The sequence below is a fragment of the Dickeya lacustris genome (assembly GCF_029635795.1).
Classification (GTDB): domain Bacteria; phylum Pseudomonadota; class Gammaproteobacteria; order Enterobacterales; family Enterobacteriaceae; genus Dickeya; species Dickeya lacustris.
The window spans coordinates 3,282,758-3,308,135 of the sequence record NZ_CP114280.1; the positions used below are offsets into that span (position 1 = coordinate 3,282,758).

The window sequence follows — 25,378 nt, forward strand, 5'->3', positions numbered from 1 at the left end:
TTGTTTATTGGGCTTTTTGCTGTTGACGGTTGCTGGTAATGGTCTGATTGAGTCGTTTGACGTCATTGTCCGTCAGGCGCAAATACTCCTCATACGACACCTGATTATTCAGATATTGCGTGAAGCGCGTCAGGATTATCGGGTACAGCTCGCTGCCGCCAAGACTCTCCATTTTCTCCCAGTCGAAGACATACGCCGGAATTTTGGCGATTTCAGCGCGTGCCGTATTCAGCCCCTCAATCACATGCTGATCTTTCGTTTGGTAGTTCAGGTTGGCGATATCCGCGCCGACAATAATGTTAAAGCGTTCGGCAACTTCACGCTGGGTCGCTTCGCTGCCCAGCCACTCCATGAACTCCGCCACTTCTTTCGGATGCTTACTGGTCTTAAACGGCATAATGAAGGTGGCACCGCCCATCGAAATACATTTTTCTTTGCACGGCGCAGGCAGCATTTTCCAGTCGAAACCGTTGCCGACTTGCTTACTGAACTGGTTTAACTGCCAGTTGCCGGAGAAATAGGTGACGATGTTGCCGTTCACAAAGTCATCCGCCATGCTTTTGTACTGCCCGCCACCGGCGGCACCCCACATTTCACGCGGGAAAATCCCTTCGTCTGACCAGCGTTTTAAATCTTTGATCCAGGCCTGTGCCGCCGCATCGGGGAAGTTTATCTGGCCGTCTTTATCGTAGCGAGCGCCATAGGAGTAGGCCGGGCCGGAGAAGCGAAAACCGCTGCGATCGATAGTAAACGGGATCGCCACGCCGGTTTTTTCCGCCACTTTCTTCGAGGCCTGCATCAGTTGTTCCATGGTGTAACCCGGCTGCGGCAGCGGCACGCCTGCTTGCTGGAACAACGTGGCATTGACGAACGGCAGGTCTGCCGTCCAGGAGGCGACAAAGCCCGGCAGCGCATTGTCTTTATGCACCCCTTTGATGCGCATAATTTTTTCAATGCCCGCGCCGTAACGCTTTTCAAATCCGGCGGCGTCCGTCAGATAAGGGCGCAGGTCGAGCGTGTAGGAAAGCAGGCCCATCTGGGTGGTTTTGGCGATATCCGGGCCGAGGCCGGCGGCCAGTTGCATCGGTAATTGGGTTTGCAGCGCGTTATAACCGGTGCTGACAAAATTAACGTCAATATGATCGTTATTTTGTGAAAACGATTTAACTTTCTGCTCCATAAAATGAACCAGCTCTGGATCGTCGTCACTGTATAAAAAAGTAATTTGTGTTTTAGCGGCGATAGCGCTGTTGCTGGCAAGCGCACCCAGCGTGATGAAGGAAAATAACAGCGCGTGTTGATAGCGATTCATAAACCCCTTCCTTCCAAAAATAGGTAGCGCCGGTTAATACCCATTACCCTGACACACTGGGTATCGCTGACGGCATTCCTGATGCATGAATGCAAATTTGCATAACTGTCCTTTGTGGCGGCCAATTATGAGCAAAAATAGCGGTGTTTTTTGTGAAGCATATTAAATATATTTCGGCTTTTAGCTGAGTCAATCTCTTTTTGTGATAAGAATCGCATATTGTTCATCCAATAATTTACTCTATAATGCAAAAAGACGATGTTAAGTGCAAATTGGCAAATAATGCAAAATTTGCATTATTTCGATACGAAACGCGTCAGAGCACCAGAAAGTTGCATGGTGTGAATGAATAAATCGCATTGCGCACAATAACGGTGCAGGCGCATTAAAAATATCCATTATTTTAATAATTGTGTTTATTTTTGATGTTTTCATTCACCATGCATTTTTATTGTGCCATCCGTTTTCGATATTTCGTTTATTCGCTAAAGCGGCAACAAAGGATTCAGCATGAATATCGGTTGGGTATTAAAGCAGAACAGCGTCATTAACCGCTTTATGATTACCTCACTTGCGGAAAAATATTATCCGGCGGAAGTCGATACGTTGCCGGATACCGTTAATTACCGTTTTATTAATGGCTTTGTAGATGTAGGGGTATTGCCCTGCCGCGTGCGTTTTCTCAAAGAAACCGCCCCGCGCGAGATAAGCCTGCCGAATCATGTCGATTTTAACGCCCTCTGGAGTGGCGGAGATCAGAGCCAATCGGTCAATTTCAGCGACTTCTGGCCGTGCCCGACGCATGTGCAGCGCTTTGCCCGCTGTTTTATTTACAGCGATGGTTTGCACGCTGCGCGCTTTAGGTTAGGGACGTGCGGTGGCGTGACGCTGTGGCTCAATGGCCGGCAAATTGCCCGCTTCACGCCGTTTAGCCGCAATACCGAGCAGTTCTGCGAGTTGGTACTGCCGCTGCAATTGGGCCTCAATACGCTGGTGGTGCATGCAGAAGAGCTGTGTGAACGCGATACGGACTACCTGTTTAGCCTGCGCTATCTCGATGAGCGGCCATTACGCTGGCAACTCGCGCCGGATGCGACGTGCAGCGAGCGTTTATGGGCGATGGATAACTGGCTCAATAGCCTGTCGCTTGGCGAGAACCTGATTAACCATGACACGCTAACCCTGCATTCTGCGGTGCCGCTCCCCGAAGCGGTGACGGTGCATCACCACCTGTTGTGTAACGTCAATGAATCCGTCACGCCCTGGCAGCAGCAACAGGCGCTTTGTGCCGGGCAAACCGACTGGCAGGCTCAGTTACCGGCAGGGCTGGTCGGGTATTACGATTTGGTGTGCCGCGCAGAGTACGAGGGGATCTCGCTGAGTCGTAACATCAGTTTTGGCCGCCTGCCGACCCAAACCCTGCCCGCATTACCCTCGCTGGCACAGCGGCGGGAGCACCTATTGCGCCACACGGCGCGACACGGTTTTGAACGTATTGGCCGGGTGCTGGCCAGTTTTGCGACCGGCGAAGGCACCGAGGCTATCGACCCTATTCTCAATCAGGTGTTGCACAAAATCAGCCGCCGTGAAGACTGTGCCGATTTTCAACTGGTGCCGCTTATCTGGCTGTGGCAGCGCTATCAAGGGCAGCGCCTGAGCGCACCGCAGTGGCAGCGCGTGCGTACCGCCATTCTCGGTTTTCGTTATTGGATTGATGAGCCGGGCTGCGACACCATGTGGTTTTGGAGCGAAAACCACTGCCTGTGTTTCCACGTCGCCCAGTATCTGGCGGGGCAAAATTTCCCGGATGAGGTGTTTGTGTGCAGCGGCCGCACCGGGCGCGAGCAGCATGCGATTGCGCGTCAACGGCTGGATCGCTGGTTTGATGCCATTTTGACGCACGGCCTGGTGGAGTGGAACTCGGCTGCCTATTACCCGATTGACCTTATCGGTTTACTGGCGCTTTCAGAGCTGGCTGGCGATGAAAGTTTGCGGGAGCGCGCGCGTACCGTTATCGACAGAATCGTGCTGATGACCGCCTGGGTACACCAAAACGGTGTGGCCGTCGGCACCATGGGGCGGGCGTATGACAAAGAGCTGCGCTCAGGCATGCTGACCGAGCTGGCCGGTTTCTGCGCGCTGCTCTGGGGCGAAGGCTGGATGCTCCCGCACTGCGCCGCCTTGCCGTTAATGTGCCTGAGCCAATATCAACCGCCGCAGGAAGCGCAAGCCATCGCGCAGTGGCTCTCGCCGCAGGGCGCACAGGCGCGCTGGGTGCAGGGGCTTGATCGCAGCGCGAACGTCATTGCCTGGAAACAGCAGGATGTGGCGTTCTCTTCGGTGTTTGATCACCATCCCGGCGAACCGGGGCACCAGCAGCACGTGCTGGATATCCGTCTGGGTCGCCATTATGCCGCCCGGTTGTGGGTCAATCACCCCGGTGAAGACCGCCCTGACGGGGTACACCGCCCGTCCTACTGGGCCGGAAATGGCCGCCTGCCGCAGGTGATGCAGCACCGTAACCGCGCCTGGATGCTGTTTGATTTGCAGCATGATTTGCGCCGCTGGACGCACCTGTATTTGCCGCGTACCGCGCTTGATGAGGTGGTGGTTGAGGCGTGCTGGTGTTTTGTGCGCGGCGGCAATGGCTATGCCGCGCTGCACAATCCCGCCGGATTACAGCTGCACACGCCGCAAGGCGGCCAACCGGACAGCGAATTGCGGGCGTTTGGCGAGAGTAATGTCTGGTATATCGCCGTAGATAGCGGTGCAGGCAGCCTCGGCTTTGCTGAATTTATCGCGCGCTTTCGTCATCGTCAGGTACAGCAGTTACCCGACGGTAGCGTGCAGTTTGATGACCCCGATTATGGCCTGATGGCCTGGCAGCCGGAGGGCGGTTTTACCATCGACAGTCAGCCGTTCGTTTTTCCCGACACCGTATCGGTGATACCACAGCGTACTGAGGAGGTGCAGTAACATGACCGAACACACGCCACAGGCTCTTGAGGGCGTTCCGCCGTTGACGCCGCAAAATATCGATACGCTGTTGGATAAGGTGGCGCTGGCATTTTGCCGCCTGAAAGCGATTGATAGTGTCACCGAAGAGGTGCCCGCCAGCGACACGCTGACTATCCAGTTTGAAGAGTGGGACTGGGAGGTAGGCGTCGGGTTATATGGTTTCTGGAAACTGGCGCAACAGCGTGGCGATGGCGCGATGCTGGCGGCGCTGGCGCAGTGGTATGAACAAAAATTACAGGCCGGATTACCGCCCCGGCAAATCAACTCGACCGCACCGATGCTGGTGCTGGCGCTATTGTGCCGTGATGACCCTCGCCCGCACTGGTTACAGGCGGTCGAAGAGTGGGCCGACTGGCTGCTGCATTCGTTGCCGAAAACCGAAGACGGCGGTTTTCAACACACGGTGAAAGAGCGCCCGAATACCGGGCAACTGTGGGATGACACGCTGTTTATGGCCGGGCTGTTTCTCGTCGTCAGCGCCGGGGTGCTCAACCGTCAGGCGTTGCAGGATGAAGCGGAATACCAGTTATTGACGCACGCGCGTTATCTGGCCGATGCCCCCAGCGGGCTGTGGTATCACGGCTGGACGTTTCTTGGCCGTCACCATTATGCCGGAGCGTTCTGGGGGCGGGGCAATGCCTGGGTCACGCTGGTGTTGCCGGAAATCTGCTGGCTGGCGCAAACCCCGCTCTCGCCGCCGGTTCAACGCACGCTGGAAGCCATCTTAACGCAGCAGACAAACGCACTGGCGGCCTGCCAGCATCACTCCGGGTTGTGGCACACGCTGCTCAATGACCCGGACTCACCGCTGGAAACGTCGGCCAGCGCCGGGTTCATCGCCGGAATTCTGAATGCCCGCAGGCTCGGTATGCTGGCGGATTTCCCCGCAGAGGTGCTGGAGAAAGGCCTGGCGGCGGTGGTGGCGCAAATTGACCCGCAAGGCGTGGTGCAAGGCGTGTCTGATGGCACGGCGATGGGTCATGACCTGCAATTTTATCACGACATTCCCAATGTGGCGGTGCCCTATGGCCAGGCACTGGTCATGCTGATGCTGCTGGCGCAGCGACATTCTGTGTGAGGACGCGGTAATGGCAAGTCTGGAACTGAAAAACATCCATAAGAGTTATGGCGCAGTGCCTGTGATTAAAGGGGTGAACCTGAGTATCCGCGACGGTGAGTTTATCGTGTTTGTCGGGCCGTCAGGTTGTGGTAAATCGACGATGCTGCGCATGATTGCCGGGCTTGAATCTATCACCGAGGGCGAGCTGTGGATTGGCGATCGTAACGTTAATGCGCTGGGCCCGGCGGAGCGCAAGATAGCGATGGTGTTTCAGTCCTATGCGCTCTATCCGCATTTATCGGTGCGTAAAAACCTGGCTTTCGGGCTGGAAAACCTGCATTTCCCCAAAGACGAGATAGCGCGGCGCATTGAGCAGGCCGCCCGCATGCTGGGGCTGGAGCCTTATCTGGAGCGTAAACCGCGTGCTTTGTCGGGCGGTCAGCAGCAGCGCGTGGCCATTGGCCGGGCGATTGTCCGTGACCCGGATCTGTTCTTGTTTGACGAGCCGTTATCTAACCTCGATGCCAAACTGCGCGTGCAAACCCGAGGCGAGTTGACCCGGCTGCATCAAAAACTGCGCACCACCATGATTTACGTCACCCACGATCAGGTGGAAGCGATGACGATGGCGCAGCGTATCGTGGTGTTTAATGGCGGGCGTATCGAACAGGTCGGCACGCCATTGGAGCTGTTTAACCGGCCTTGTAATAAATTTGTCGCCGGGTTTATCGGTTCGCCGCGCATGAATATCTTCCCGGTGACGCTTGGCAACTGCACGGCGGATGGCGTCGAGGTGCAGTGTCCGTCGGGCATGGTGTTAACGCTGCCGTTTCGCGGCGAAGCCGGAAAATGCGTGGAGCTCGGTATCCGCCCGTCGCATTGCCAGTTGGTTGGCGATCAGGAGGGCGGCATTTCACTGTGCATTGACCGCTGTGAAATGATGGGGCATGAAACCTTTATCTACGGACGCTGCGCCGGAATGGACAATGAACTGATCGTGCATTTGCCAGGCCACCATGAGTTTCGCAGCGGCGAGCTGGTTTTTGTGCGCTTCCCTGAGGCCAGCTGCCACCTGTTTGATGCCGATAGCGGTGAGACACTGACTCGCCTGACTGACCCACAAGCCTGATAACCGGAGAGCGCCATGAAGCAAAATCCTTTGTTCCAGCCCGGTGCATCGCTGGTGGATACCTTGGTCACGCCAGTGGAGAAATCGGTCAATTTGCTGCAAAAATTCGGTGGGCGGCGGGTGATGCCGTGGTTTTTTATCGCCCCGAACATGCTGCTGTTTGCCGTGTTTGTGTTTATTCCGATTCTGCTGGCGGTGTGTTACGCCTTTACCGGCGGCACCAACATCCTGCTGTGGGATCGCCCGTTTATCGGGTTGCAGAATTTTACCACCTTACTCAGTTGCGAACGTTACACCGAACCGGCTTCCTGCGAGCAGGACTTGTTCTGGACGGGGATTTACAACACCGTGTCCTTCACCTTCTTCAACGTGGTGTGTACGCTCGGCGTGGCGTTGGTGACGGCGCTGATCCTCAATCGCAAAATCATGGCCAGAGGGTTCTTTCGCGCCATCTTTTTCTATCCGGTACTGCTCTCACCGGTGGTGGTGGGGCTGGTGTGGCAGTGGTTTCTTAACCGCAATGGCCTGCTTAACCTGGTGTTGTCATCACTGGGGGGCCAACCTATCACGTTCTTGCTGGAGCCGTCGCTGGCGCGCTTTTGGGTGGTATTTGTCTCGGTGTGGTTTCACGTTGGCTTTTATACCCTGATTCTGCTGGCCGGGTTACAGGCTATCCCAAGCGATATTTATGAAGCGGCGGCGGTGGACGGCACCTCGCGCTGGCGCGGTTTTTATCGCCTGACGCTGCCGTTACTGGCGCCCAATATTCTGGTGGTGGTGATTCTGCTGACCATCAACAGCGTGCAGATTTTCGATGAAGCCTGGGTGCTGACCAACGGCGGCGGGCCGGGCACCGCCAACAACTTTATTGTGCAGTATATCTATCAGACGGCGTTTTCCTCCAATGCCTCGCTGTATGGGCTGGCATCGGCAGCGTCGGTGCTGATGGGGCTGGTGTTAATGATCCTCACGGCATTGCAGTTCTTGCTTACCCGCCGTCTGGAAGGCAAAAAATAACCGGGAGTCGGCATCATGAAGATCATTGCATTTCTTACCCGTACCCGCTATCCAGGGCGGATTCATGTCACCGATATTTTAAGCTGGGTGTGGCTGGTCATCGGCACATTGCTGGTGCTGATACCGGTGATGTGGGCGGCGATGTCATCGCTGAAAACCCCATCGGAAATCAACCGCTTTCCGCCCAGTTTTCTGCCGGAGGCGGCCAGCACGGTGACGTTGCCTGAGTACCCCAAACCGCTGGAGCTGTGGCAGGCGAAACTTGAAGATGGCAGTGACAAAACGCTGGCGATGGTGCGGCGTATCGGCCTGCTGGCGCAAATGGTTGACCCGAAAGCACCGCAAGAGGTGATTCGGGTGCCGGTGCAAAACCTGACGCCGCAGAAAACCCTGCATCTGGAAACGGATAACTACGCCACGCCGCTGGCGAAATTTCACTTCGCGACCTATCTGAAAAACACCGTATTCGTCACGGTGATGGCGACTTTGCTGACGCTGCTATTGAGCTCGATGGCGGCATTTGCGCTGGCGAAATATGAGTTTCGCGGGCGCGGCACGGTGCTGACGCTGTTTTTGTCTACCATGATGATCCCCCTGTCGGTGGTGATGGTGCCGACGTTTTTGGTGGTCATTGGCCTGCATATGGGCGATAACCTGTGGGGGGTGATTATCCCGACTATTGCCACGCCGACCGGGGTGTTCCTGCTGCGCCAATACATGCTGACCATTCCTGACGAACTGATTGAAGCTGCGCGCATTGACGCGGCCAGCGAGTTTCGGATTTACTGGAAAATCATTCTGCCGCTCACCGCGCCTGCGCTGGCGGTGTTGGCGATTTTCTCGGTTATCTGGCGCTGGAATGACTTCCTGTGGCCGTTAATCGTGCTGTCCAGCCAGGATAATTTTACGTTGCAAATCGGTCTTAATGCGTTTCAGGGGCAGTTCTCGGTGCAGTGGCACTACATTCTGGCGATGACCATGCTCTCGCTTTTACCGGTGACGGCGGTGTTTGTGTTCCTGCAAAAATATATCACCACCGGCATTGCCAATACGGGAATGAAATAGATGGCGACACTCAAGGAGATTGCCGAACGCGCGGGCGTGTCTATCAGCACGGTGTCGCGGGTGTTGAGCGGCAGCGCGCCCATCAGCGCCAAAGTGCGCCAGCAGGTGATGTCGATTGCCGCCGAGCAAGGCTATCCGCTTCATAAAGCCGCTAAAATCGCCGAAACCCCCGATCCGCTGCGCCATATTATGCTGGCGACACCGCGTAACCTGATGCTGGAAAGCGAGCTGAATCTGGTTTCGCTGACGTTGATTAACCGGCTAAAAGCCCTGTGCCAGCAGCGCAATATCCAGCTCAGTCCGTTTGTCGGCGAGCCGGATAGCATTAACGAGCAGCAGTTGCTGGAGGCGCTGCACGCCGATAAAGCCAACGGTATTCTGATCGTCAACGACGACCACCCGACGTTGCTCAATGCGGTGGCGGAAAGCGGTGTACCGGCGGTGTTAATTAACGGCGAAGACCCCACCATGCGCCTTAACACGGTGATGCCAGCCAATCACTACTCGGCCACCGCCGCCGTGCGCTACCTGATAGCGCAGGGGCACCGGCGCATTCTGCACCTCACCTGGCCGTCACGTCAGACCATCCGTGAGCGCGAGCGCGGCTATCGTGATGCGTTGGCCGAGGCCGGTATCGCCGTTGATGAGCGCCTGATTCTGTCGCTGCCGGATTTTCAGCCGCTGACCGCGCGCGATGCGCTGCGCCACTGGCTGGCTGCGCATCCTGATAGGCTGGGGGTGACGGCCATCTTCTGCGCAGCCGATAATCAGGCCATCGGCGTGACGGATGCGCTCAATCACCACGGCTTGCGCGTACCGCAAGACATGTCGGTGATGGGCATGGATGACATCCTGCCGCTCGACATGCTGCCGCTGTCGCTCACCACCGTCCATTTGCCGTTTGAGGAGATGGCGCGCGCCGCACTCCAGTTACTGACGCAACAATTGCTACCGGCGCAGGCGCTCGGTATTGCCCAGCGGATTGAATTGGCCGGGCATCTGGTGGTGCGTGAATCGGTGCTGGCAACACCGGCTGGCGCATCCGTCGGCGTGTCTTAGGGCGACGACAGGGCGTTTGCGAGCGCCTCGTGAGTGCGCGGTTTGACCGGCTGGCGGCCTGCCAGCCAGCCTGAATTAGCCCGATAGTCACTCAGTGCAATTATTCCTGTGGGATGGAACTGGCCGCAACGTGGCGGACACTTAACGTTGTCATGTCCATTACACAGGAAAGCGATGATGTTCATTCGTTCTGCCGCCTCCCCGCACGCCGGGGCGTCGTCTGCGGCGTCTGCCGCTGAGGTCATTCGCGCCTCGGCGTTGTCAAAAGACGCGCTGGCGCATACTCAGGCCTTTAAACAACACCCGCAGCGTTATCTTGAGCATCACTTGCTGGATATTTCCGGGGTGATGCGTGCGAATGATAAAACCGGCACGCCGATGCAGCTCAACGAGAGCCCGAAAAAGGGGTACTTTGCGCTGATTCCCGATGCGATGGATAAAAATAAAGTCAGCCTCAAGCCCGTCACCGTGGCAAGTACCCGAGAGGCGGAGCAGGCGATTTACGCCCATTGGATCCCGTTTAAAAGCGGCGATGTTCTGCCGGGCTATACCGATATACCGAAGAACCCGCGCCTGGCCGCCGCACATGACAACGCGGTCTTTGCCTTCACGCCTGGGATGAATGGCTGTTCGCTGGAGGTGAGAGAGCACCCGGAGCGTAGCGATTATTATCGCGTCTTTCATAACCAGCACCCCACCAGACAAAAACAGAGCGACCTGATTCATGAGCATGCCGGTAGCCGGGTGGATGCATTTAGCGAGAAAGAGTATTTCCAGCCCCACAGTGTGGCGTTGATGCCGGTTTCAGCCAATGTGATGCACTTCAATCCACATCAGAGCGGCTGGGAGTTTATCGGCCAGCCGCAGGGGATTAACCCGCATAATAATACGGTGCAGCCAATGCCGCAGGGGAAGGTCGTGTCACGGCCATTGGCTGCCTCAGGCTGATTGGTCTGGGCGGATATCGCGCCAGGCATATCAGCCGTACCAGCCGCATCGCTTACGGATTGCGCTCGCGCCGGTTCTTGCGTAAATGCTGCCTGACTAAAATCGCCACGATAATCGCGGCAAACAGCAACAACAGCAGCATCTGATACTGCTGCCAGTAAGGGTCGGCCAGCAGCGCCAGCACCAGCACGGCGCTAAACAGCACCACAAAACCGCTAAACCAGACGGACTCAATGATGCGCCGCAGAGGGAAAAACCACAGGCTGACCAGCCAGCTTAACGCCATCAGCCAAAAGGTGACGAATAGCGTCAGGCGTAATACCCAGCGGTTCGGGCAGACCACATCCATCACTTGTTCGACCCCGCGCGCCATGTACGCCAGCGGCGCGGGCAGCGTGGTCTCTGGCGGGTAGAAAGTGCGTTCAATCACCTGTTGGCTCTCCTCATCAAGTGGCAGCGGCCAGTAAGCCGCGCCGGAAAAACTCCAGCTGCTATAGCGCACCAGCTCGCTGAACGCCGCCGACGACGGCTGCGTGCCTGAGTGGATAAGCACCGGCACCATCTTGCGATACAGCGCGGGGACGTCGGCCTGCGGTTGCTGGCTGAGAAAATCATGCAGGTTACGCAATTGCGTCTGCGTGTTGGGCGCAGGCGTGGGGCTATCGCCGCTGTCGGTTTGCAGAATAAACAGCGTGATATAGGGCAGCAGTTCGCGCAGATTCTCCAGCCGGTAGAAGCCTTGCCCGGCGATGAGCGCCTCCGGCGGGACTATCAGGTTAATCGCGTACAGCGGCGCGCCGTCAACGGGCCGGGGCTGGGGGTTCAGGCTGCGATATAGCACCTGCACAAAACGGATGAACGCCTGCTGGCTGGCGTGGGTGGTCAGGCGCGTCAGGTCGAAATCCAGCGTCAGGCCATCGCCCTGGGTATAGGGCGCGCTGTGGCCGAAAGTCAGCCAGGGGCGCGCCAGATTAACCCAGTCATCGGCAAGCGGCGTCTGGATGCTGTCGCGCAAGTGAGTGACCAGCGACGTCGTCAGCAGGCTCATCAGCACCGGCGCAGACAGCTTGCGCGGCGTGGACACCACCAGATCAACATCGGTTCGGTAGCGGTGAGCGAGCCGAATAAAATCAGCTTCAGGGCGGCTGGCCCGCCAGTTCGGTGGCAACACCAATTGCGGGCCGCGCGCGCCGGGCAGCACCGACGCCGAGAAATAGCCGATGCGATCCAGATGGCGAAAATTGAGGCTTTGTCCCTCCGTCAATGGCCGCCAGTAAGGATAAAAACCGTAGAAGAGCGCCTGCGGGCCGCTGATATTGGGCTGGCTCTCTTCACACCCGCAATGCTCTGACGCCCGCCACACCATGGCAGGCAAACGCGGTGTCGCCAGGCCGGGTTTGTAGGCCAGGTTCACAAGGCGCTGCCAGTTTTCGCTGCCGAGCGAAGATAACCCGGCCAGTTTCAGGGCAACCTGCAAATGGTAGCGATCGGCAAACGGGATATTTTTCAGCGTCGCCAGCTGCGCCAGCGCGCGCTCATCCAGCGAAACCAGATGCAGATCCAGATAGGCCAACTCCAGCGCATTTGGGTTGATGGCATACAGCGTGACCGGCGCGGGCGCGGTCGGTGCGCGGTTGCTATTTGATGCTGAAGCCGATGCCGATGCTGAAACCGAACCCAATGCCGATTCGGAATCCGATTCCGGCTCCGGCTCTGCGCTGTCGCCCGGTTCGCGGGCGTCATCTGCGGCTGTATTGGGGCGTTGAGGGCGTCTGTCCGGTGCAGGCACCGTTTCGACAATCTGTTGCAAGATTTGCTGCTCGTCGCCGCGTAACTGGCGAATCAGCGGGCGCACGGCGTTATTGAGCGCTGCCGGATTGGTGAACTGTTGGCTGGTGAGCGCATCAAGCTGGGTTTGCAGGCGGTGGTGTTCTGACAGTGTGCGCAGGTCTGCATCGCTTAACAGGTAGTAGCCTTGCGGCAAAGGTTCAACGACCGCCTGCTCGCCAGGTGGCTGGGCGTTGAGAAACTCAATGGTTTTTTGCGTCGGCCATTGCAGCAGCTCGGGCGGGCTTAACCGGCTGCGCCAAAAAGGGAACAGCTGATTCAGCTCTGAGATTTTGGTCAAGGCGACCAGCAAATCCTCGGCGAAACGGTTGCGGTTAGGCGCAGGATCAATGGCGAATTCAGCGCAAAAGGTGGCCAGCCATTTGCGGGTTTTCGGGCCAAAGATGCCATCGGCGAGGTAGTCGCCCGGTTGGTGGTAATCGGCCTGATAGTCAGGCTCGTCGCGGTAAATCATCGCCAGCCTACCCTGGGTGATATGCGTAAACCGTCGGCCATCCATGTGCGACAACGCCTGAAAACACTGCGCATAGCCCGCCGATGCCGCCAGCGTATTGGCGGCGGGCGGCGCGGAATGAGTCGTCGGCGACAGCAGGCTACCGAGCAGCAGCGCTGCCGCCGCCAGTGGCCTGCGAAGGGAGAAGGCGAATCCTGTGCCAGATTGCATGTTCATGGTGAGCAAATCTCCGAAAGGCAGCGTGCGTGATGCGGCGTTAACGCCACACCACCTGTAATGGGTGCGCCATCCAGGGGTATTTGATGGGGCTAAAACTCCACGGCAGGTGGTCAAGTAGCATGTCAAAAGGCCCCGCCAGCACCTCCAGCCGCCAGCTATCGGCCTGTCGCCACAAATGGCCTTCACGCTGTAAGAAGGTCTGTTGCAACCCGAGGCTGGATGTCTGCCCCAACGCTTTCCAGTGTTGTCGCACGGCGTCAAGCAGGCTGACGAGGGTGTTGCGGCTGTCGCTATCCGGCGCGGCGGTGGCGGGCAGCGCCGCGTTTAGCGGCATACCGCAGAGCAGTTTGTTGAGCGCCAGCTGATATTCCGCCCCCATCGGCCCTGCATCCACCAGCGAGTGCAGGCAGGCAATCGCTTGATAGCGCGCAGACTCGCCGCAAAACTCGCCCTGTTGCACTAGCCGAAGAGTGGTGAACAGGCGTGGCAGGTACGGCGCAAACAGCACCAGACCGGCATTTGTCACCACGATGGGGTCATCGGGGCCGAGTGGTTCGTCGCCGCCCCAGTCAGGCACGGCAGCGCTGACTGGCAGCGGTAGCGAGGTGGGCGTCGCGTCATGGGCGGGCGTCTGCGCTGCCGCTGTCTTGCCGGGCGCGCCGTCGTGCCTATCGGGGCGGGCTTCAGGCTGCGGCAAGTACGGGGGTTGCAGGCAGGCTCGCAACCGTTCAGTCAGCCGGTGTGTGGCGGGCAAGACGTGCGTGGCCGCCTGCTCAAGCAGAAAACGGTAGAGCGGCTCTGGCGCATCGCTGTGGCTGCGCTGTTGCCAGTCTGCGCCCAGTAACGCCAGATAGCGGCGGATAAATGGCGCGATATCGACGCGCGCGCCCGTGGTCGGTAGCGCCTGATACAAGCCATACCAAAACAGGCTTTCCAGCGTTTGTGGTTTAGCCCGGTACAGCGGGTGGTGCAGGCACAGGTTGGTTATCAGGCGGGCGTAAGGATACAGCGCCATGAAATCATCCCGGCAGCGGTGCGATAGCAGGGCGGTGTGCAGGCTCTCCGGCAGTCGTGCGGCTAATTGTCGGGCGTTACTGGCCGAGCGCAGGCAGGGCAGCAGTAAGCGACACAGCGCCTCAATATCGTGCGCCAGCAAGGTACGCAGCGCGGCAATCACCTCACCGGTGAGTCTGGGGGCGGCATCGGCGCAAAAACGCGTCAGGCAGTCTCGTGCCTGGTCGGGCGTTAGCCGCTGAGAGGCGCGCGGTGAGACCCGCGCCGCTGGCTTCGGCGTGGGGTTTGGCGGGGGCGGTGCGGTGACGCGGGGCGCGGGTGACAGGCTGACGGCGCGACGGATGGCCTGCCAGTCAGGTAACTGATTGGCCGCCAGTTGCGCCATCACCTCGCCGTAAAAGGCTTGCCGCTGTGTCGGGCTCAGGGCGCGGGTCGCGTAGTCCAGCGCGCGGGTTATCGGGTGGTGGCGCAGCGCAGGCTGGCGCAGTTGTAGCAACAGCATCACGATGCGAACCGCCTGCGATGGGCGCAGGGCCGCGCACAGCCGCTGCCAGCGCGCCGGGTAACAGGCTGATGTGGCCTGCAAGCGTTGAATTAACAGCGGGTTGTAGGCCTGTAAGTAGCCGAGGCAGCGTAATACATCGTCTGGTTCACCGTGACGATGCTGTGACCAGTGTGCATACGCCTCCTGTGGCGGCTGGAAACGGCGTGTCGGGTTGGCGTGGCGCAGCACGTGCTGTAGGTACTGATAGCAGGCGCTGTCGAGCGGCGGCAAGGGCGAGGGCGCGATGTCTTCCTCACTGCGCCAGACCGGGAGGTCGGGCGCAGTAGCGGCGTCAGCGGGCGTCGCATCATGCGATTCATGCGATTCATGCAATTCATGAGATTGCGGGGCGGCGTCGCCCGCATATTGCCCGGTGTCGTCTGCACCGGTGTTATCGGGCTCAGGCGGTGGCGAGGCGAGTTGAACCGGTGATGACGCAGGGGGCTCGCAGGCCAGCGCAGCGAGCAGCGCCAGTAGCGACTGATGCAGCGCCGTATTGACCGGCGGGCGCTGTAAGGCGTGCTGTAGCGCCTCAAGCAGTCTGGGGTAGCTGAGATTATGGTGCGCCGCCACCTGGCGCAGCAGCATGTCCAGGTAAGCCCGGCGATTAAATTCGCTGCCGCGCGCCGCCAGCAGATAGTTCAGCGTCAGGTGCCAGAGGCTTTCGGTCAGTTGGGGGGTATTCAGGCCCTCGCCGGTCGGCGGCGGGGCGCTCGCCTGCACCTCGGTCAGCACCAGGTGGATAAAGGGCGCGGCCGCCGGTTCCAGCAGGTTTAACAGCCGCTCACGGGTCGGTATGCCGAAATGTGCTATCCAGTGTTGGCGCACCCGCTCGGCCTGCGCGCAGCTAAATAACAGGTGGCTCAGTAGCGGTAAGTCTTCGCTGTGGCAGCGCTGCCATATCAGGTTGACCGTCTCCTCATCGCCGTGTTGCAGCGCCTGTTGCCACCACAGCCAGCGCGAGGCGGTGCGCGCGGGTTCATCCGGCTCGTCATGGTGGCGTTCCCCGGCTACCGGCTGCGCGGGGTACGCTTGCGAGGGGGGAACCCGCTGGGCGGGGGGTGCCAGCGTGTCGCGCAGTAGCGCCAACAGTGACAGCAGTTGCTGGCGCAGTGCGCTGTCGCCCTGCCAGAGCGTCAGGTGCTGATGCAGGCTGTCTAGCATGGCGGTGTGCGCCAGATTGTAATGCGCCGCCATGCGCGCCACCAATCCGGCCAGGTAACGGCGTTTGTTGAATTGGCTGCCGCGCTGCACCAGCAGGTAATGCAGCGTGAATTCGTGCAAATGGTGGCGCGCCCCGGCCAACGTCTCTGGCGCCGGTGGTGTTTCTGCCGGGGTAAACCAGTGCGGCTGGCGAATAACATCGCGAAGAAACGGGTGAGCCTGCGGCGCCAGCAACAGCAAAACATCATCAAAGTACGCATCATCCAGCGCTTGAGCGATGGCGCGGATAATCTCCGGCTGCTGGCTGCACGCATAGAGCGCCAACTGAAAGCGCTGTCGCTGCGGGCCAATCAGTTCAGGCCACAGCGGTAACAGTTCCTGATGCAGCCGCCGCTGCATCAGCGCCTGATGAATGCGCTGATGCCAATGGTGATGTAGCTGAAGGCGCAGCGCGGCGGGCAGGGCCGCCGTGTCCCGACGGATGGCCAGACTGTGCAGCGCTATCGTCTGGTAGGTAGGGTCAAGCCGCGCCAGCCAGCGGCTCAGTGCGTTGGCCGGCAGTTGTGACACCAGCCGGGCGAGCAGGGCGTGCGGCTGTGCGCTCGTGCGTAATAGCTGCATCAGGCGAGTGTGATGCAGGCGTACCGCCTCTGCCAGCCAGTGGCGGCCATCCTCACCCTGATACCACCCGACACGGCTTGGGTAGTGCCAGGGCATGACGCCCCGCTGTAAAAAAAAGTGTAACTGTTGCCAGCTCGCCTGCGCGTCATCCCATACCGTAATCGGGGGAGCCGCATCCTGTTTGGTCAGCGGCGGCGGTGTGCCCGGCGCATCCGTCGGTGTGGCGTCGGTCATTGCGGCAGGCGACGCTGCGAACAGCGCGACCAACTGGCGTTCGAGCGCGGGGGTGGCCTGTTGCGCGATGTCATCGGCGGGCAGTACGCCGAGATCAAGCGTTAACTGGTCAATCACCCAATGCTGGTGCGGCGGGGAAAAACGCCCGAACAGCGTGTCCATATGCTCCAGCAGCACGTGTTTCACCCAGCGTGGTGCCTGTTGCTCCAGTTGGGTGGCGAGCGCCGGGGTGTCAACATCGAATGTCAGGATGGCGGTATCAATGCGGTGTGGCTGGGTCATGCGTCCTGTCCTTGTGGTGGGGAAGGGGGTGGGGAAAAGGTCATCTCTGTCGCGCAGGGGCGGCCTGCGTCGGGTTCAATGGCGCAGAGGCGTAGCGTCAGCCAGGCCATCAGGCGGGCTGCCGCCTGATGACAGGCGGGGCTATCGGGCTGATGGGCGCGGGCATGGCGCCAGTCAAGGTAGTTGCGCTCAAAGGCCCGCATCGCCTCAAGGTCGAGCCAGTGACAGCGCACCAGCAGGTGCGCCGGGCTTTGGCTGGCGATAAGCCGGTCAGCCTGATGACGAAACACCGGGTCGCTTCCTCTGGCGCTGTAGCCGGGCAAGATGAGGCTCAGTTGAGCAAAAAACGCATCGGGGGTTTTGGCAGCGGGCTGAGGCGGATGCGCAGGGCGCAACAGATCGTGCTCGACCACATAGACCCCTTCGCATAACCGGTTCAGGCGCAGCAATGCGCGCCTCAGTTGGTTGATGAAGGTAATCAGCGGTTTTGGGTCGCTGCTGCAACCAAGACTTAGCCAGAGCCCCGGCGCGCTGTTTAGGCGGAATAACGCCTGATAATCGCCCTGTTGCGGGCGGGCGAAGATCTGGTAATTCGCCAGATGAATTCCGCGAGCAAGCAGCGCAACCGGCTGCGGCTGGCTGGCGAGCAGTTGCCGATAACGCGCGCCGACCGGGTTGTCGTCCTGCGGCCAGAGTAACTCAGGCGGCGGGCCTTCCTCAGTCAGGCCACTGTCGGCGTCATGGTCGGCGGTGGCCGCCGAGGTTAATGGCACATCCAGCAGCGCGTCGCCAATTTCGTCTGGCAGCCACTGCAATTGCCAGCGTCCGGTGTCGCTGTAAAGAAACGCCTCATCGTCGATAAAGCGCTGCGCAGGCTGCTCAAGCACCTGGCTGTAAGGCCAGCCGACGGCGTCATCCATGCCGAGCAGCAGGGCGAGCCGCTGGCTAAATCCGCCGCGATGGGTGGGGTCATCAAGGCAATCTGCACCGCAGCGCTCGCGCGTGAGCGTGGCAATCTGTGCAAGAAAGCGCTGCGGGTAGCGCAGCCGTCGCGGGGTGGCTGACGGTTCGCTTTCATTGTCCAGCGGCTGCCAGAAGCGCGCATCCGGCTGCTCGCCATACAGCGCCAGCAGGTAGTCAAATAACCGGCTTTTGCGCTCAAGGTAGTGATCGACATTCGCCAGCAACGCCGGAAAAACCTGTTCCGGCTGACGGGGGTAAAGCGTGCTGATACCGGCAAAATGTGCGTCATCGAGCAACGCGAAGCGGTAACTGCATCCGGCGTCAATCCGGGTGGAAAACAGGTCGCGCAGGTTTGCAAGACCGGCGCAGAAATTAGCCATCAACTGCTCAAATAACAGGATGTATCCGCGAAATTGCTGAATTTGCATCTGTTCCTGGCGGTTAAGCGCGCCGGGTGAGGCGGGGGCGTCCAGCCGGTAGACCGCCGGGAACAGCGCCTGAATCGAGCGATATGCTGCCAGCGGGCGGAAATGGCCTTGCGGCGGCAGGTTCAGGCTGGCTGACTGACGGCGTAACTGCTCGCTCAGGGTGCTTTTCTGGCGCTGGCGTTGCGCCAGTCGAATCAACATGGTGCTGAAATCTATCGCCAGCGTCTGGCCCTGATAGGTGAGATGCAGGTGGATATCGGCCGGGTGTCTGGGCAGCAAGAGCCAGTCGCCGGGGCCGATGTGGGTCGGGGGCGGTGCCGTCTGGTCGCCGCTCAGTAATTGTAAGCGCTGAATGTGCGCTATCGCATCGAGCGTAATCAGCTGTGAATAGAGCGAGGTAAGCGGGCGCTGTGCGGGGGGCGCATCGTACAGCGAATGATCCGGGTGGTTGTCATCATCCAGCCACAGTAAGGTTTGGTGGTAGATTTCCGCCGCCAGCGCGTCAGCATCATCGTGATGTAGCAAGGCGATGTCGGCATGCAGTTGCAGGCCCTGACTGTCGATAAGCCTGATGTCAGCCAGATCTTCGCACAGGTTGCGTTGACGCTGATAAAAGCGCGCCACGTCATGGATAAGGCGCTCGCGTAACGCGGGCGTCTCAAGCAGGCGCTGGCGCGCTTGGTCATTTGGCAGCAGTTGGATATGGTAGCGGCCCTGCGCGTCGCTATTGACCCACACTTGTTCGATGTCGCTAAAGTGGCTGAGAAGCGCGCGCTGATAATCCTGCCGGGTGCAGGGGCGGGCCGGGAAAATCTGTTCCGGCAGCATCAACCCTTGCGCGGCGTAATCCAGCGTACCGTCCGGGCGCGTCAGGTAGTCCGGCAGCGCAAAATCAGTGCGGTAGATAAGATCGCTCAACCCAAAGCACAGCAGTTCCAGCAGCGTGACGCCCGGATCGTGTCGGTTGTAATCGCTCCAGCGTTGGCCGCTTAAGCGCTGGACGTCGGCCAGCGCGTCGCGCAGCAGCGAGGCCAGATTGTCCGGGTCTTGCCGGGGAGCGTCTCTCTTAATAAACGAGGCGGCCGTCATGTTACACCTCACTGACGAGCGGCAGGCTGCCTTGCATATACGCGTCGTGCCATAGCTGCGTCAGGTGGCAGCGCACCACAATGCCTTCGCCGTAAGCGGTTTGGGTGCGAATTTGCAACCGATAGCGGCGAAGGGGGCTATGGCGGTCAGAGGATGCGCTCTCGCGGTGCCAGCGCAGCGCCAGTTTGTCGGCGCGTGAATGGTAGTAGGCGTGACGGGGGCGGATGCGATTTTTATGGCCAAACAGATTGAACCAAAACCCATCCGGCGCACAGGTGTTAAGCGCAATGGCATGCATCAGCGCATAGCGACCGGAATGACGAATGCCGACGCCTGCCACCACTTCAAAAGCCTGACAGCCTTCCAGCGGCGGGGTCAGATCGTGCCATTGACCATCGGCGGGCAAACGCTCGGCCCACTGCGTGCCGCAGCGTCCCTCAGAGGCGATGACCCCTTGCACATCCAGCGCATGGCGCGGTGTTGCGGTATTAATGCCGGTGTACCCTTCCGGCGTCAGGGTGAGCTGTGCGGTGGCGTCGTTTTGCCCGCGCCCATTGTCGGTATGGCGCTGCCAGGCGAGATGATGGGTATCCGGTTGCAGCGTCAGTGACCACCGTTCACGGGTAGGGTCGTGGTCGCGATAAAATGTCATCAGCCGGGCGTGGGCATCCAGCGTCGAGACTTTCAGCCCTTGATCCGGCGTTTTATCAAACCCTTCCTCGATTTTATTGACGGAGGAGTCAATCAGGTCGGCAAAATGTTCGGCGGATGGCATCGCCCCTTGGCGGAAATAGTTCTTCAAGGTATTGCGATTGCGTTTGGCCACAGCGTTGCTCTCCCGTGCTGGTGATATCAGTCTGGTTATCCCGGTAGACAGTTACCCGGTAGACAGTTACCCGGTAGACAGTTAACCGTGACGGCAGCAGCGAGGGGGACTGCCGCCGCCACGGTGAACGGGCTACCCGACGGTGATGAAGCTTTCACCCAGCGTCAGGTCGCCAATGCCGGTTTTGCGCGCAGGCTGAGGCGTCAGTTCGCTACTGACCCGCAGGTCGTGCTGTTCCACCGGCAAGATAATATTCCAGCGATAGCGTGGCGTTAGCCCGGTCAGAAGCGCGCTGTTTTCGGCGGGATTGCGGATCTGTGCGGCGGCGGGCTCGCTGGCGCTGTCAAACAGCTGCCAGTGTGGTGGCGCAGTGTCTATCCCCGGCTGGCAACTTAGGGTAAACAGCGAAAAGCCGGTGACAAAACGGACATAACTGCGATGGGCGATAAACGCCTCGATTTGGCGCAACGCTACCGTGTGGCCGAAGCCCCGGTTGACGCTCTCTTCGCGCCACGGGCACAGGTAATCGTTGATGTCCTGATTCAGGCGGCGCAGCATCAGCCCGGTATGCTGCCCCGCCTCGAACGTGACCGTGCAGCGTACCTGCACTTTTTCGTAGTGCGGCGCGCGCACGTCTATGGCGGCAAACGGTGGCGACAGCGTCTGTAAATAACGCTGGATGTGCGCCAGCCGCGCCGCGCTGACCGGCAAAGGCTGGCAGGGCTGATGCTGGCAGGCGTGATGGCGCGGGTAGACCAACAGCAACAGCCGCCCCGGATGATGGCCCGGCACACCAAAGCGGGTGTGGGCAAAGCAGCGAACCTGCCCGATATCCGGGAAGTGTTGTAGCACCAGACGTTCATAATCCCACCCGGTCAGCGCGCGGCCTTTATGACGCAACTGTTCACTGACGCGAGCGCGAAAGGCGTCGGTAGACTCGCGTGCGGGCGTCGGGCGCAGCGGTAACATCTGCACCACATGCCCAAGCCCGGCCTGTGGCGATAGTACCCGCCAGTTGAGGGTGTCTTGCGCGCTGGGCGGTGTGTCACCACGGTGCATAGCCCCTGCGGTGTCGCCGCCGGTGGCCGTCGGCGAATCCTCTGGCGTGGGCCACTGTCGCGTGGCGCGTACCACATGGGGCGTCACGTGCAGGCAGTTGGCGTAGTGACCGATACCCTCGTCGGTGCTAACCCGCAGCCAGTAATGGCCGTTGGGCATCAGTGTGTGACTATCGTTGATGTCGGCGGGGAGTTCGAGCGTGATAATGCCAGACACGGTAAACCCTTCGGTCGTATCGGCGATAACCTGAGACGCCGACATCGCCTGCCAGCGGTTATCCACCAGATAGTGCCAGTGGAATACCGGTGCCGGGCCGATATGCACACCGGCGGCGCGGTCATCAAGATGAAAAAACAGATTGAGCAGGCTGCCGGGCGCGCGGCCCTGAAGCGCGATAAACACATTGCCATCGTTATCATAGCGAGGAAAAAGCGTGCAGCCATGCCCGTTGGCGGAGTCATCGGGGTAACGCTGCGCATGGCCAAACGGGTGCAAATGCACAAGGTGGCTGTGCCGCGCACCGGCAGGCGCAGGCTCGCCGGGTTGCAGGCGCGAACGGGCGCGATAGCCGAGTGTCAGGCGCTGGATAGCGGGCGTATAGGGCGGATTGGGGGCGGGCAAGGGCTGACGGCGGCCCAGCCATCGACGGCGCAATGGGCTATTCATCAGCAAGGTGTCGCTGACGAGCGCGCTGTAGCGGCGGTGGCCGAAGGCGTGCCCGGGCGCACATAGCGTCAGGCGCAGCAGGCCGTTGCGCCGCGCCGAGTCAAACGAGGGTTCGTCGCTGCCGCAGGCGCTTTGCTCGGGCTTAAAATCATGCTGCACATCGGCGTGTATTTGTATGCCGGGGAGTAGCCGCTGGCTTGTGGCATCGCTGCCAAACAGCGCGACCGGCTGGCCGACGTTTTTCCATTCGCCGTCGCGCAGCACCGAGAGCTGCGCGCGAAACGCCTGATTACGGTAGTCACCGGGATAGCGCTGATAGTGGCGGGCGAAGCCGTCGTTATCGCCCGGCAGGTTTGCCCAGTCGATAGCCAGCGTGAGCGCGTGCAACGGCTTTTGCGCCACTTCGTAGCTGGCAAGGGTGAGCGACGAAGGGCAGGTTGGCTGAGTGCCAAACGGGTAGAACGTCTTGCTGGCATCGGCCTGTCCGTCTGGCGTGTGTACCTCTATCGCGGTGACGCCATCGACCTGCGTGTCGATAATCACGCTGCCCAGCACCCAGTCATGCAACAGTGAGTAGGGGAAAAAAGGCGTGTCCGGCTGCATGTCCAGCACGATTGCGGCGCACGCGCCAGAGCCGATGTCGCCATGCCGTTGCGGGTCGCAGGGAATGACGGCGGCAAAACCCGGTGAGAGCGTAAAACTCAGGCGCAGCCCGTAAGGGCCGTCGTCGTCGGCAGATAACGGCTGCAAACGGTAGGTGTCCACCGTCTGCCAGCCGGTCTCGCTACTCAGGCGCACGCGTAGCAGGCCGTCGCACAGCCGGTGGAACCCGGCCTGCGCGCTGTAACCCAGCCATTCGGCCAGCACCGCCAGACTACTGGCCGGCAGATGAGGCTGACTGAGCGACAAAATCAACGCCCGGTCATCGTGGTGCAGAAAGGGCGTGCGGCTTAACAACTGGCGGCTAAAGAGCTGGCCGATGAGTCGGCAGCAGTGTGTGGCGTCCTGCGCCTGAGACAACAAACCGAGCAAGAAATATTTGTACAGTAGCGTGATGACCTCAGGCTCGCTGCGCTGGCGCAGGGCGAATCGCTGCATCGGCGTCAGTGCCGCGACCAGTTGCTTAATCGCCGCATCAGCCCCTGTTGCCGGTAACAGCGCGGGCATTGACTGAGCCAGTATCGCCAACGCGGTTTTCAGGCGGTGCGGCAACAGGTAGGGCGGCGCATCGCGCAACAGCGCGACCTGCTGCGCCAGCGCCGGGCGTTCGGCTTCGTGCAAATTCAGCGTCAGGCTGACCTGACGCCGCCCCTCGGGGAGATAGAGCACCGGGTCAAGAATCGCGATACCCGGTGAGCGGGGTTGCGCATGCTGATGCAGGCCGGGCGTTTCGCCAAACAGCGCCAGCAGCGTGCGGGTACGCGGGGTATCCGCCTGCCATGGCCACAGGCTATCGCTATGGATGGCGGTGACAAAACCTAACTCCCGCTCTGGCGACATCAGCGGGTCGCGCTTCAGTAGCAGCGAATAGACGGCGGTCACGCTGACGTCGCTGACCCAGAGCGGCCGCTCGCTGTGATAACGGATATCACGCTGTTGTGCATCCTGACCGGCGCTAAACGCGCTACCTGCCGCCAGCAACACCGGCTCGCTCTGGCGCGCCTCCAGCGACAGTTTGAGAAATACCGCATCTGTCGGGCCGGGCAGCGGCTGTTGTTGCAACACATCGCGGTAGTAAAAATCGAGATGGCGTTCGGTAAAACGGTTGATGCGCGCCTGCGCACGCGCCAATTGACGCAAAAAACTGAGGTAGAGCGCCATTTGCGGCGCATGGCCGTCATGCGCGAGCGCGGCCTCGAATGCGCTGCGGCAGTCACGCTGCCACTGAATGATGGCGTTCAGCGCGCAGGAAAAGCAGCCTTGTAGCTGCTCATCCAGCACCGAGAGCGCGGGCAATTCGGCGGCGCTCAGTAGCGGGTAAGTGCTGGCATGAAAGTGCGGCGACTGATAGCGGATGCCCCATAGCGGGTCGAGCTGATGCAGCGCGGGGGGTGCCAGCAGCGACGGGTGGCCCGGCGAGAGCGCTTGCGCCAGCATCACCAGTAACTGAAAGGGCCGGGCGAGCGAAGCGCTGATTACCGTTTGCATCATCAGGCTCAGGCGATCCGCGCCTGGGCTGTGGCCGGGTGTCAGGGTACGGTAGCTGTTATCCAGCGTGAAATAGAGCTGCAACAGATAAGTGAGTAACGCCGGGAGCCCTTGCGAACGGGCGTGGCGAAAGCGGCTTTGTTCGCGCCGGGCATCCAATGACAGCAGCGTTGCCATCGCGGTGATATCACTGTTATCAAACAGCGCGCGCCAGTTGCCAGCGGGCGTTGCGCTGCCGTCATCAAACGTGATGTTGGCGGCGATGTCTCGCGCCAGCACCAGCAGCGTCTCAAACGACAACTCATCGACCTGAAAATAGCCGTCGGTCAGCGCGGCGGGTAAGCGCTGGTGCTGTGCTGTGGCAGGCGGCGGTGGCGGCGGAGCCCAAGTATCGGTCATCGGGGCAGTACCTTGTGGTGGTGTGTTGGGTTAAGCCGATAGCGCAGGCATACGGCGTTGCTGCGCACCGGCGGCGTCAGTTATCAGGCGCTGACTAACGTGCCTTCCCGTAGATAGAACGGGTACACCATGTTGCTGCGGGTGTTGGTGGCAATCAGCGTGTAGTCGAGGTGGATAAGCAATGTGCCGTCGGCGGCGCGGCTGTCATCAAGCGTGACGGACTCAAGGCGAATGCGCGGCTCAAAAAACAGCACCGCCTGTTCAATGCTGGTTTTCATCTCGGTCAGGGTCGAGAGAGTGAGCGTGTCAAACACCCGGCCCTGTAGATCGCAGCCGTAATCCGGTGCGATCAGGCGCTCGCCGGGGCGGGTGGCAAGCAGCAGGCATAAACTTTGGCGCACATCTTCATCGCCGCTGACCATGCCAATGTGCAGCGTGTACGGGTCAAACTGCGGCGGAAACCCCCAGCCGGTGCCGAGGAAAGCATTGTCGTTGGTCATTCATCCTCCGATTAACACGGTAAACAGCCCAAGGGCGATGCTGCCGCCGTGGGCAGTGTTATCGCCAAGGCGCGCGGCCGGTTTGCCGCCAATCAGCACCGTGGCCGATCCTTTGATGATCACATCCGGCGGCCCGACGCACAGGCAGTTGTCGCCGAGCACCGCCGCCGGTAGCTGGCCTATCAGCACCGTGGGCACGCCGGGGCCAAGCACCGGGCCGCCAACGTGGGGGATCGGCGGTAATCCGGGTGTCACCATCGGGCAGGTGTGTAAATCGGTCAGTCGGGCTGCGGGCGGCATGGTCGTCTCTCG

Annotated in this window: 16 protein-coding genes; 7 read left to right on the forward strand and 9 right to left on the reverse strand. The window is 60.1% G+C overall.

Annotated features, from left to right (window positions below; genetic code table 11):
* Window positions 1-4 precede the first annotated feature (4 nt).
* Window positions 5-1,312: an ABC transporter substrate-binding protein gene (locus O1Q98_RS14870; protein ID WP_125260612.1), complete on the reverse strand. Its 1,308-nt coding sequence runs from the start codon at window positions 1,310-1,312 to the stop codon at window positions 5-7.
* Between the two features lie 510 nt (window positions 1,313-1,822).
* Between O1Q98_RS14870 and O1Q98_RS14875 the strand changes: the two genes are divergently transcribed.
* From O1Q98_RS14875 to O1Q98_RS14900, 6 genes are read left to right on the forward strand one after another with little or no spacing between them, the layout of a single operon-like run.
* Window positions 1,823-4,288: a hypothetical protein gene (locus O1Q98_RS14875; protein WP_125260611.1), complete on the forward strand. Its 2,466-nt coding sequence runs from the start codon at window positions 1,823-1,825 to the stop codon at window positions 4,286-4,288.
* A 1-nt stretch (window position 4,289) separates the two neighbouring features.
* Window positions 4,290-5,408: a beta-galactosidase BglB gene (gene bglB, locus O1Q98_RS14880; protein ID WP_125260610.1), complete on the forward strand. Its 1,119-nt coding sequence runs from the start codon at window positions 4,290-4,292 to the stop codon at window positions 5,406-5,408.
* Window positions 5,409-5,418: 10 nt separating this feature from the next.
* Window positions 5,419-6,519, forward strand: a complete 1,101-nt coding sequence (locus O1Q98_RS14885; RefSeq protein ID WP_125260609.1) for an ABC transporter ATP-binding protein — start codon at window positions 5,419-5,421, stop codon at window positions 6,517-6,519.
* 15 nt (window positions 6,520-6,534) lie between these two features.
* Window positions 6,535-7,536: a carbohydrate ABC transporter permease gene (locus O1Q98_RS14890; protein ID WP_125260608.1), complete on the forward strand. Its 1,002-nt coding sequence runs from the start codon at window positions 6,535-6,537 to the stop codon at window positions 7,534-7,536.
* A 15-nt stretch (window positions 7,537-7,551) separates the two neighbouring features.
* Window positions 7,552-8,601, forward strand: a complete 1,050-nt coding sequence (locus O1Q98_RS14895) for a carbohydrate ABC transporter permease (protein WP_125260607.1) — start codon at window positions 7,552-7,554, stop codon at window positions 8,599-8,601.
* A complete protein-coding gene (locus O1Q98_RS14900; protein ID WP_125260606.1) occupies window positions 8,602-9,660 on the forward strand; it encodes a LacI family DNA-binding transcriptional regulator in 1,059 nt (352 codons plus the stop codon).
* On the opposite strand, the gene O1Q98_RS14905 is transcribed toward O1Q98_RS14900, so the two are convergent.
* Complete coding sequence (locus O1Q98_RS14905; RefSeq protein WP_278142121.1) at window positions 9,657-9,845, reverse strand: hypothetical protein; 189 nt, start codon at window positions 9,843-9,845, stop codon at window positions 9,657-9,659. The genes O1Q98_RS14900 and O1Q98_RS14905 overlap by 4 nt on opposite strands.
* Between O1Q98_RS14905 and O1Q98_RS14910 the strand changes: the two genes are divergently transcribed.
* Complete coding sequence (locus O1Q98_RS14910) at window positions 9,835-10,608, forward strand: hypothetical protein (protein ID WP_125260605.1); 774 nt, start codon at window positions 9,835-9,837, stop codon at window positions 10,606-10,608. The genes O1Q98_RS14905 and O1Q98_RS14910 overlap by 11 nt on opposite strands.
* A 52-nt stretch (window positions 10,609-10,660) precedes the next feature.
* Here O1Q98_RS14910 and O1Q98_RS14915 read toward each other — a convergent pair whose 3' ends face one another.
* The 7 genes from O1Q98_RS14915 to O1Q98_RS14945 form a co-directional block, all read right to left on the reverse strand.
* Window positions 10,661-13,126: a hypothetical protein gene (locus O1Q98_RS14915; RefSeq protein ID WP_240632824.1), complete on the reverse strand. Its 2,466-nt coding sequence runs from the start codon at window positions 13,124-13,126 to the stop codon at window positions 10,661-10,663.
* Window positions 13,127-13,166: 40 nt separating this feature from the next.
* Window positions 13,167-16,988 carry a contractile injection system tape measure protein gene (locus O1Q98_RS14920; RefSeq protein ID WP_240632823.1) on the reverse strand — a complete coding sequence of 1,274 codons (3,822 nt, stop codon included), beginning with the start codon at window positions 16,986-16,988 and terminating at the stop codon, window positions 13,167-13,169.
* The gene (locus O1Q98_RS14925; RefSeq protein ID WP_125260603.1) at window positions 16,985-19,468 is read right to left on the reverse strand and encodes a hypothetical protein; all 2,484 of its coding nucleotides are present in this window, start codon (window positions 19,466-19,468) and stop codon (window positions 16,985-16,987) included. Before O1Q98_RS14925 ends, O1Q98_RS14920 begins: the two co-directional genes overlap by 4 nt.
* 1 nt (window position 19,469) lies before the next feature.
* Window positions 19,470-20,294: a hypothetical protein gene (locus O1Q98_RS14930; RefSeq protein ID WP_125260602.1), complete on the reverse strand. Its 825-nt coding sequence runs from the start codon at window positions 20,292-20,294 to the stop codon at window positions 19,470-19,472.
* 132 nt (window positions 20,295-20,426) lie between these two features.
* Window positions 20,427-24,566 carry a baseplate J/gp47 family protein gene (locus O1Q98_RS14935; RefSeq protein WP_125260601.1) on the reverse strand — a complete coding sequence of 1,380 codons (4,140 nt, stop codon included), beginning with the start codon at window positions 24,564-24,566 and terminating at the stop codon, window positions 20,427-20,429.
* A gap of 83 nt (window positions 24,567-24,649) precedes the next feature.
* Window positions 24,650-25,066 carry a GPW/gp25 family protein gene (locus O1Q98_RS14940; protein ID WP_125260600.1) on the reverse strand — a complete coding sequence of 139 codons (417 nt, stop codon included), beginning with the start codon at window positions 25,064-25,066 and terminating at the stop codon, window positions 24,650-24,652.
* The gene (locus O1Q98_RS14945) at window positions 25,067-25,366 is read right to left on the reverse strand and encodes a PAAR domain-containing protein (RefSeq protein WP_035344103.1); all 300 of its coding nucleotides are present in this window, start codon (window positions 25,364-25,366) and stop codon (window positions 25,067-25,069) included.
* Window positions 25,367-25,378 lie beyond the last annotated feature (12 nt).

Excerpts from the sequence above, each read along its gene's own strand:
- O1Q98_RS14870 (WP_125260612.1), bottom strand. The coding sequence starts at position 1,312 with ATGAATCGCTATCAACACGCGCTGTTATTTTCCTTCATCACGCTGGGT.
- O1Q98_RS14875 (WP_125260611.1), top strand. The coding sequence starts at position 1,823 with ATGAATATCGGTTGGGTATTAAAGCAGAACAGCGTCATTAACCGCTTT.
- bglB (WP_125260610.1), top strand. The coding sequence starts at position 4,290 with ATGACCGAACACACGCCACAGGCTCTTGAGGGCGTTCCGCCGTTGACG.
- O1Q98_RS14885 (WP_125260609.1), top strand. The coding sequence starts at position 5,419 with ATGGCAAGTCTGGAACTGAAAAACATCCATAAGAGTTATGGCGCAGTG.
- O1Q98_RS14890 (WP_125260608.1), top strand. The coding sequence starts at position 6,535 with ATGAAGCAAAATCCTTTGTTCCAGCCCGGTGCATCGCTGGTGGATACC.
- O1Q98_RS14895 (WP_125260607.1), top strand. The coding sequence starts at position 7,552 with ATGAAGATCATTGCATTTCTTACCCGTACCCGCTATCCAGGGCGGATT.
- O1Q98_RS14900 (WP_125260606.1), top strand. The coding sequence starts at position 8,602 with ATGGCGACACTCAAGGAGATTGCCGAACGCGCGGGCGTGTCTATCAGC.
- O1Q98_RS14910 (WP_125260605.1), top strand. The coding sequence starts at position 9,835 with ATGATGTTCATTCGTTCTGCCGCCTCCCCGCACGCCGGGGCGTCGTCT.
- O1Q98_RS14905 (WP_278142121.1), bottom strand. The coding sequence starts at position 9,845 with ATGAACATCATCGCTTTCCTGTGTAATGGACATGACAACGTTAAGTGT.
- O1Q98_RS14915 (WP_240632824.1), bottom strand. The coding sequence starts at position 13,126 with ATGAACATGCAATCTGGCACAGGATTCGCCTTCTCCCTTCGCAGGCCA.
- O1Q98_RS14920 (WP_240632823.1), bottom strand. The coding sequence starts at position 16,988 with ATGACCCAGCCACACCGCATTGATACCGCCATCCTGACATTCGATGTT.
- O1Q98_RS14925 (WP_125260603.1), bottom strand. The coding sequence starts at position 19,468 with ATGACGGCCGCCTCGTTTATTAAGAGAGACGCTCCCCGGCAAGACCCG.
- O1Q98_RS14935 (WP_125260601.1), bottom strand. The coding sequence starts at position 24,566 with ATGACCGATACTTGGGCTCCGCCGCCACCGCCGCCTGCCACAGCACAG.
- O1Q98_RS14940 (WP_125260600.1), bottom strand. The coding sequence starts at position 25,066 with ATGACCAACGACAATGCTTTCCTCGGCACCGGCTGGGGGTTTCCGCCG.
- O1Q98_RS14945 (WP_035344103.1), bottom strand. The coding sequence starts at position 25,366 with ATGCCGCCCGCAGCCCGACTGACCGATTTACACACCTGCCCGATGGTG.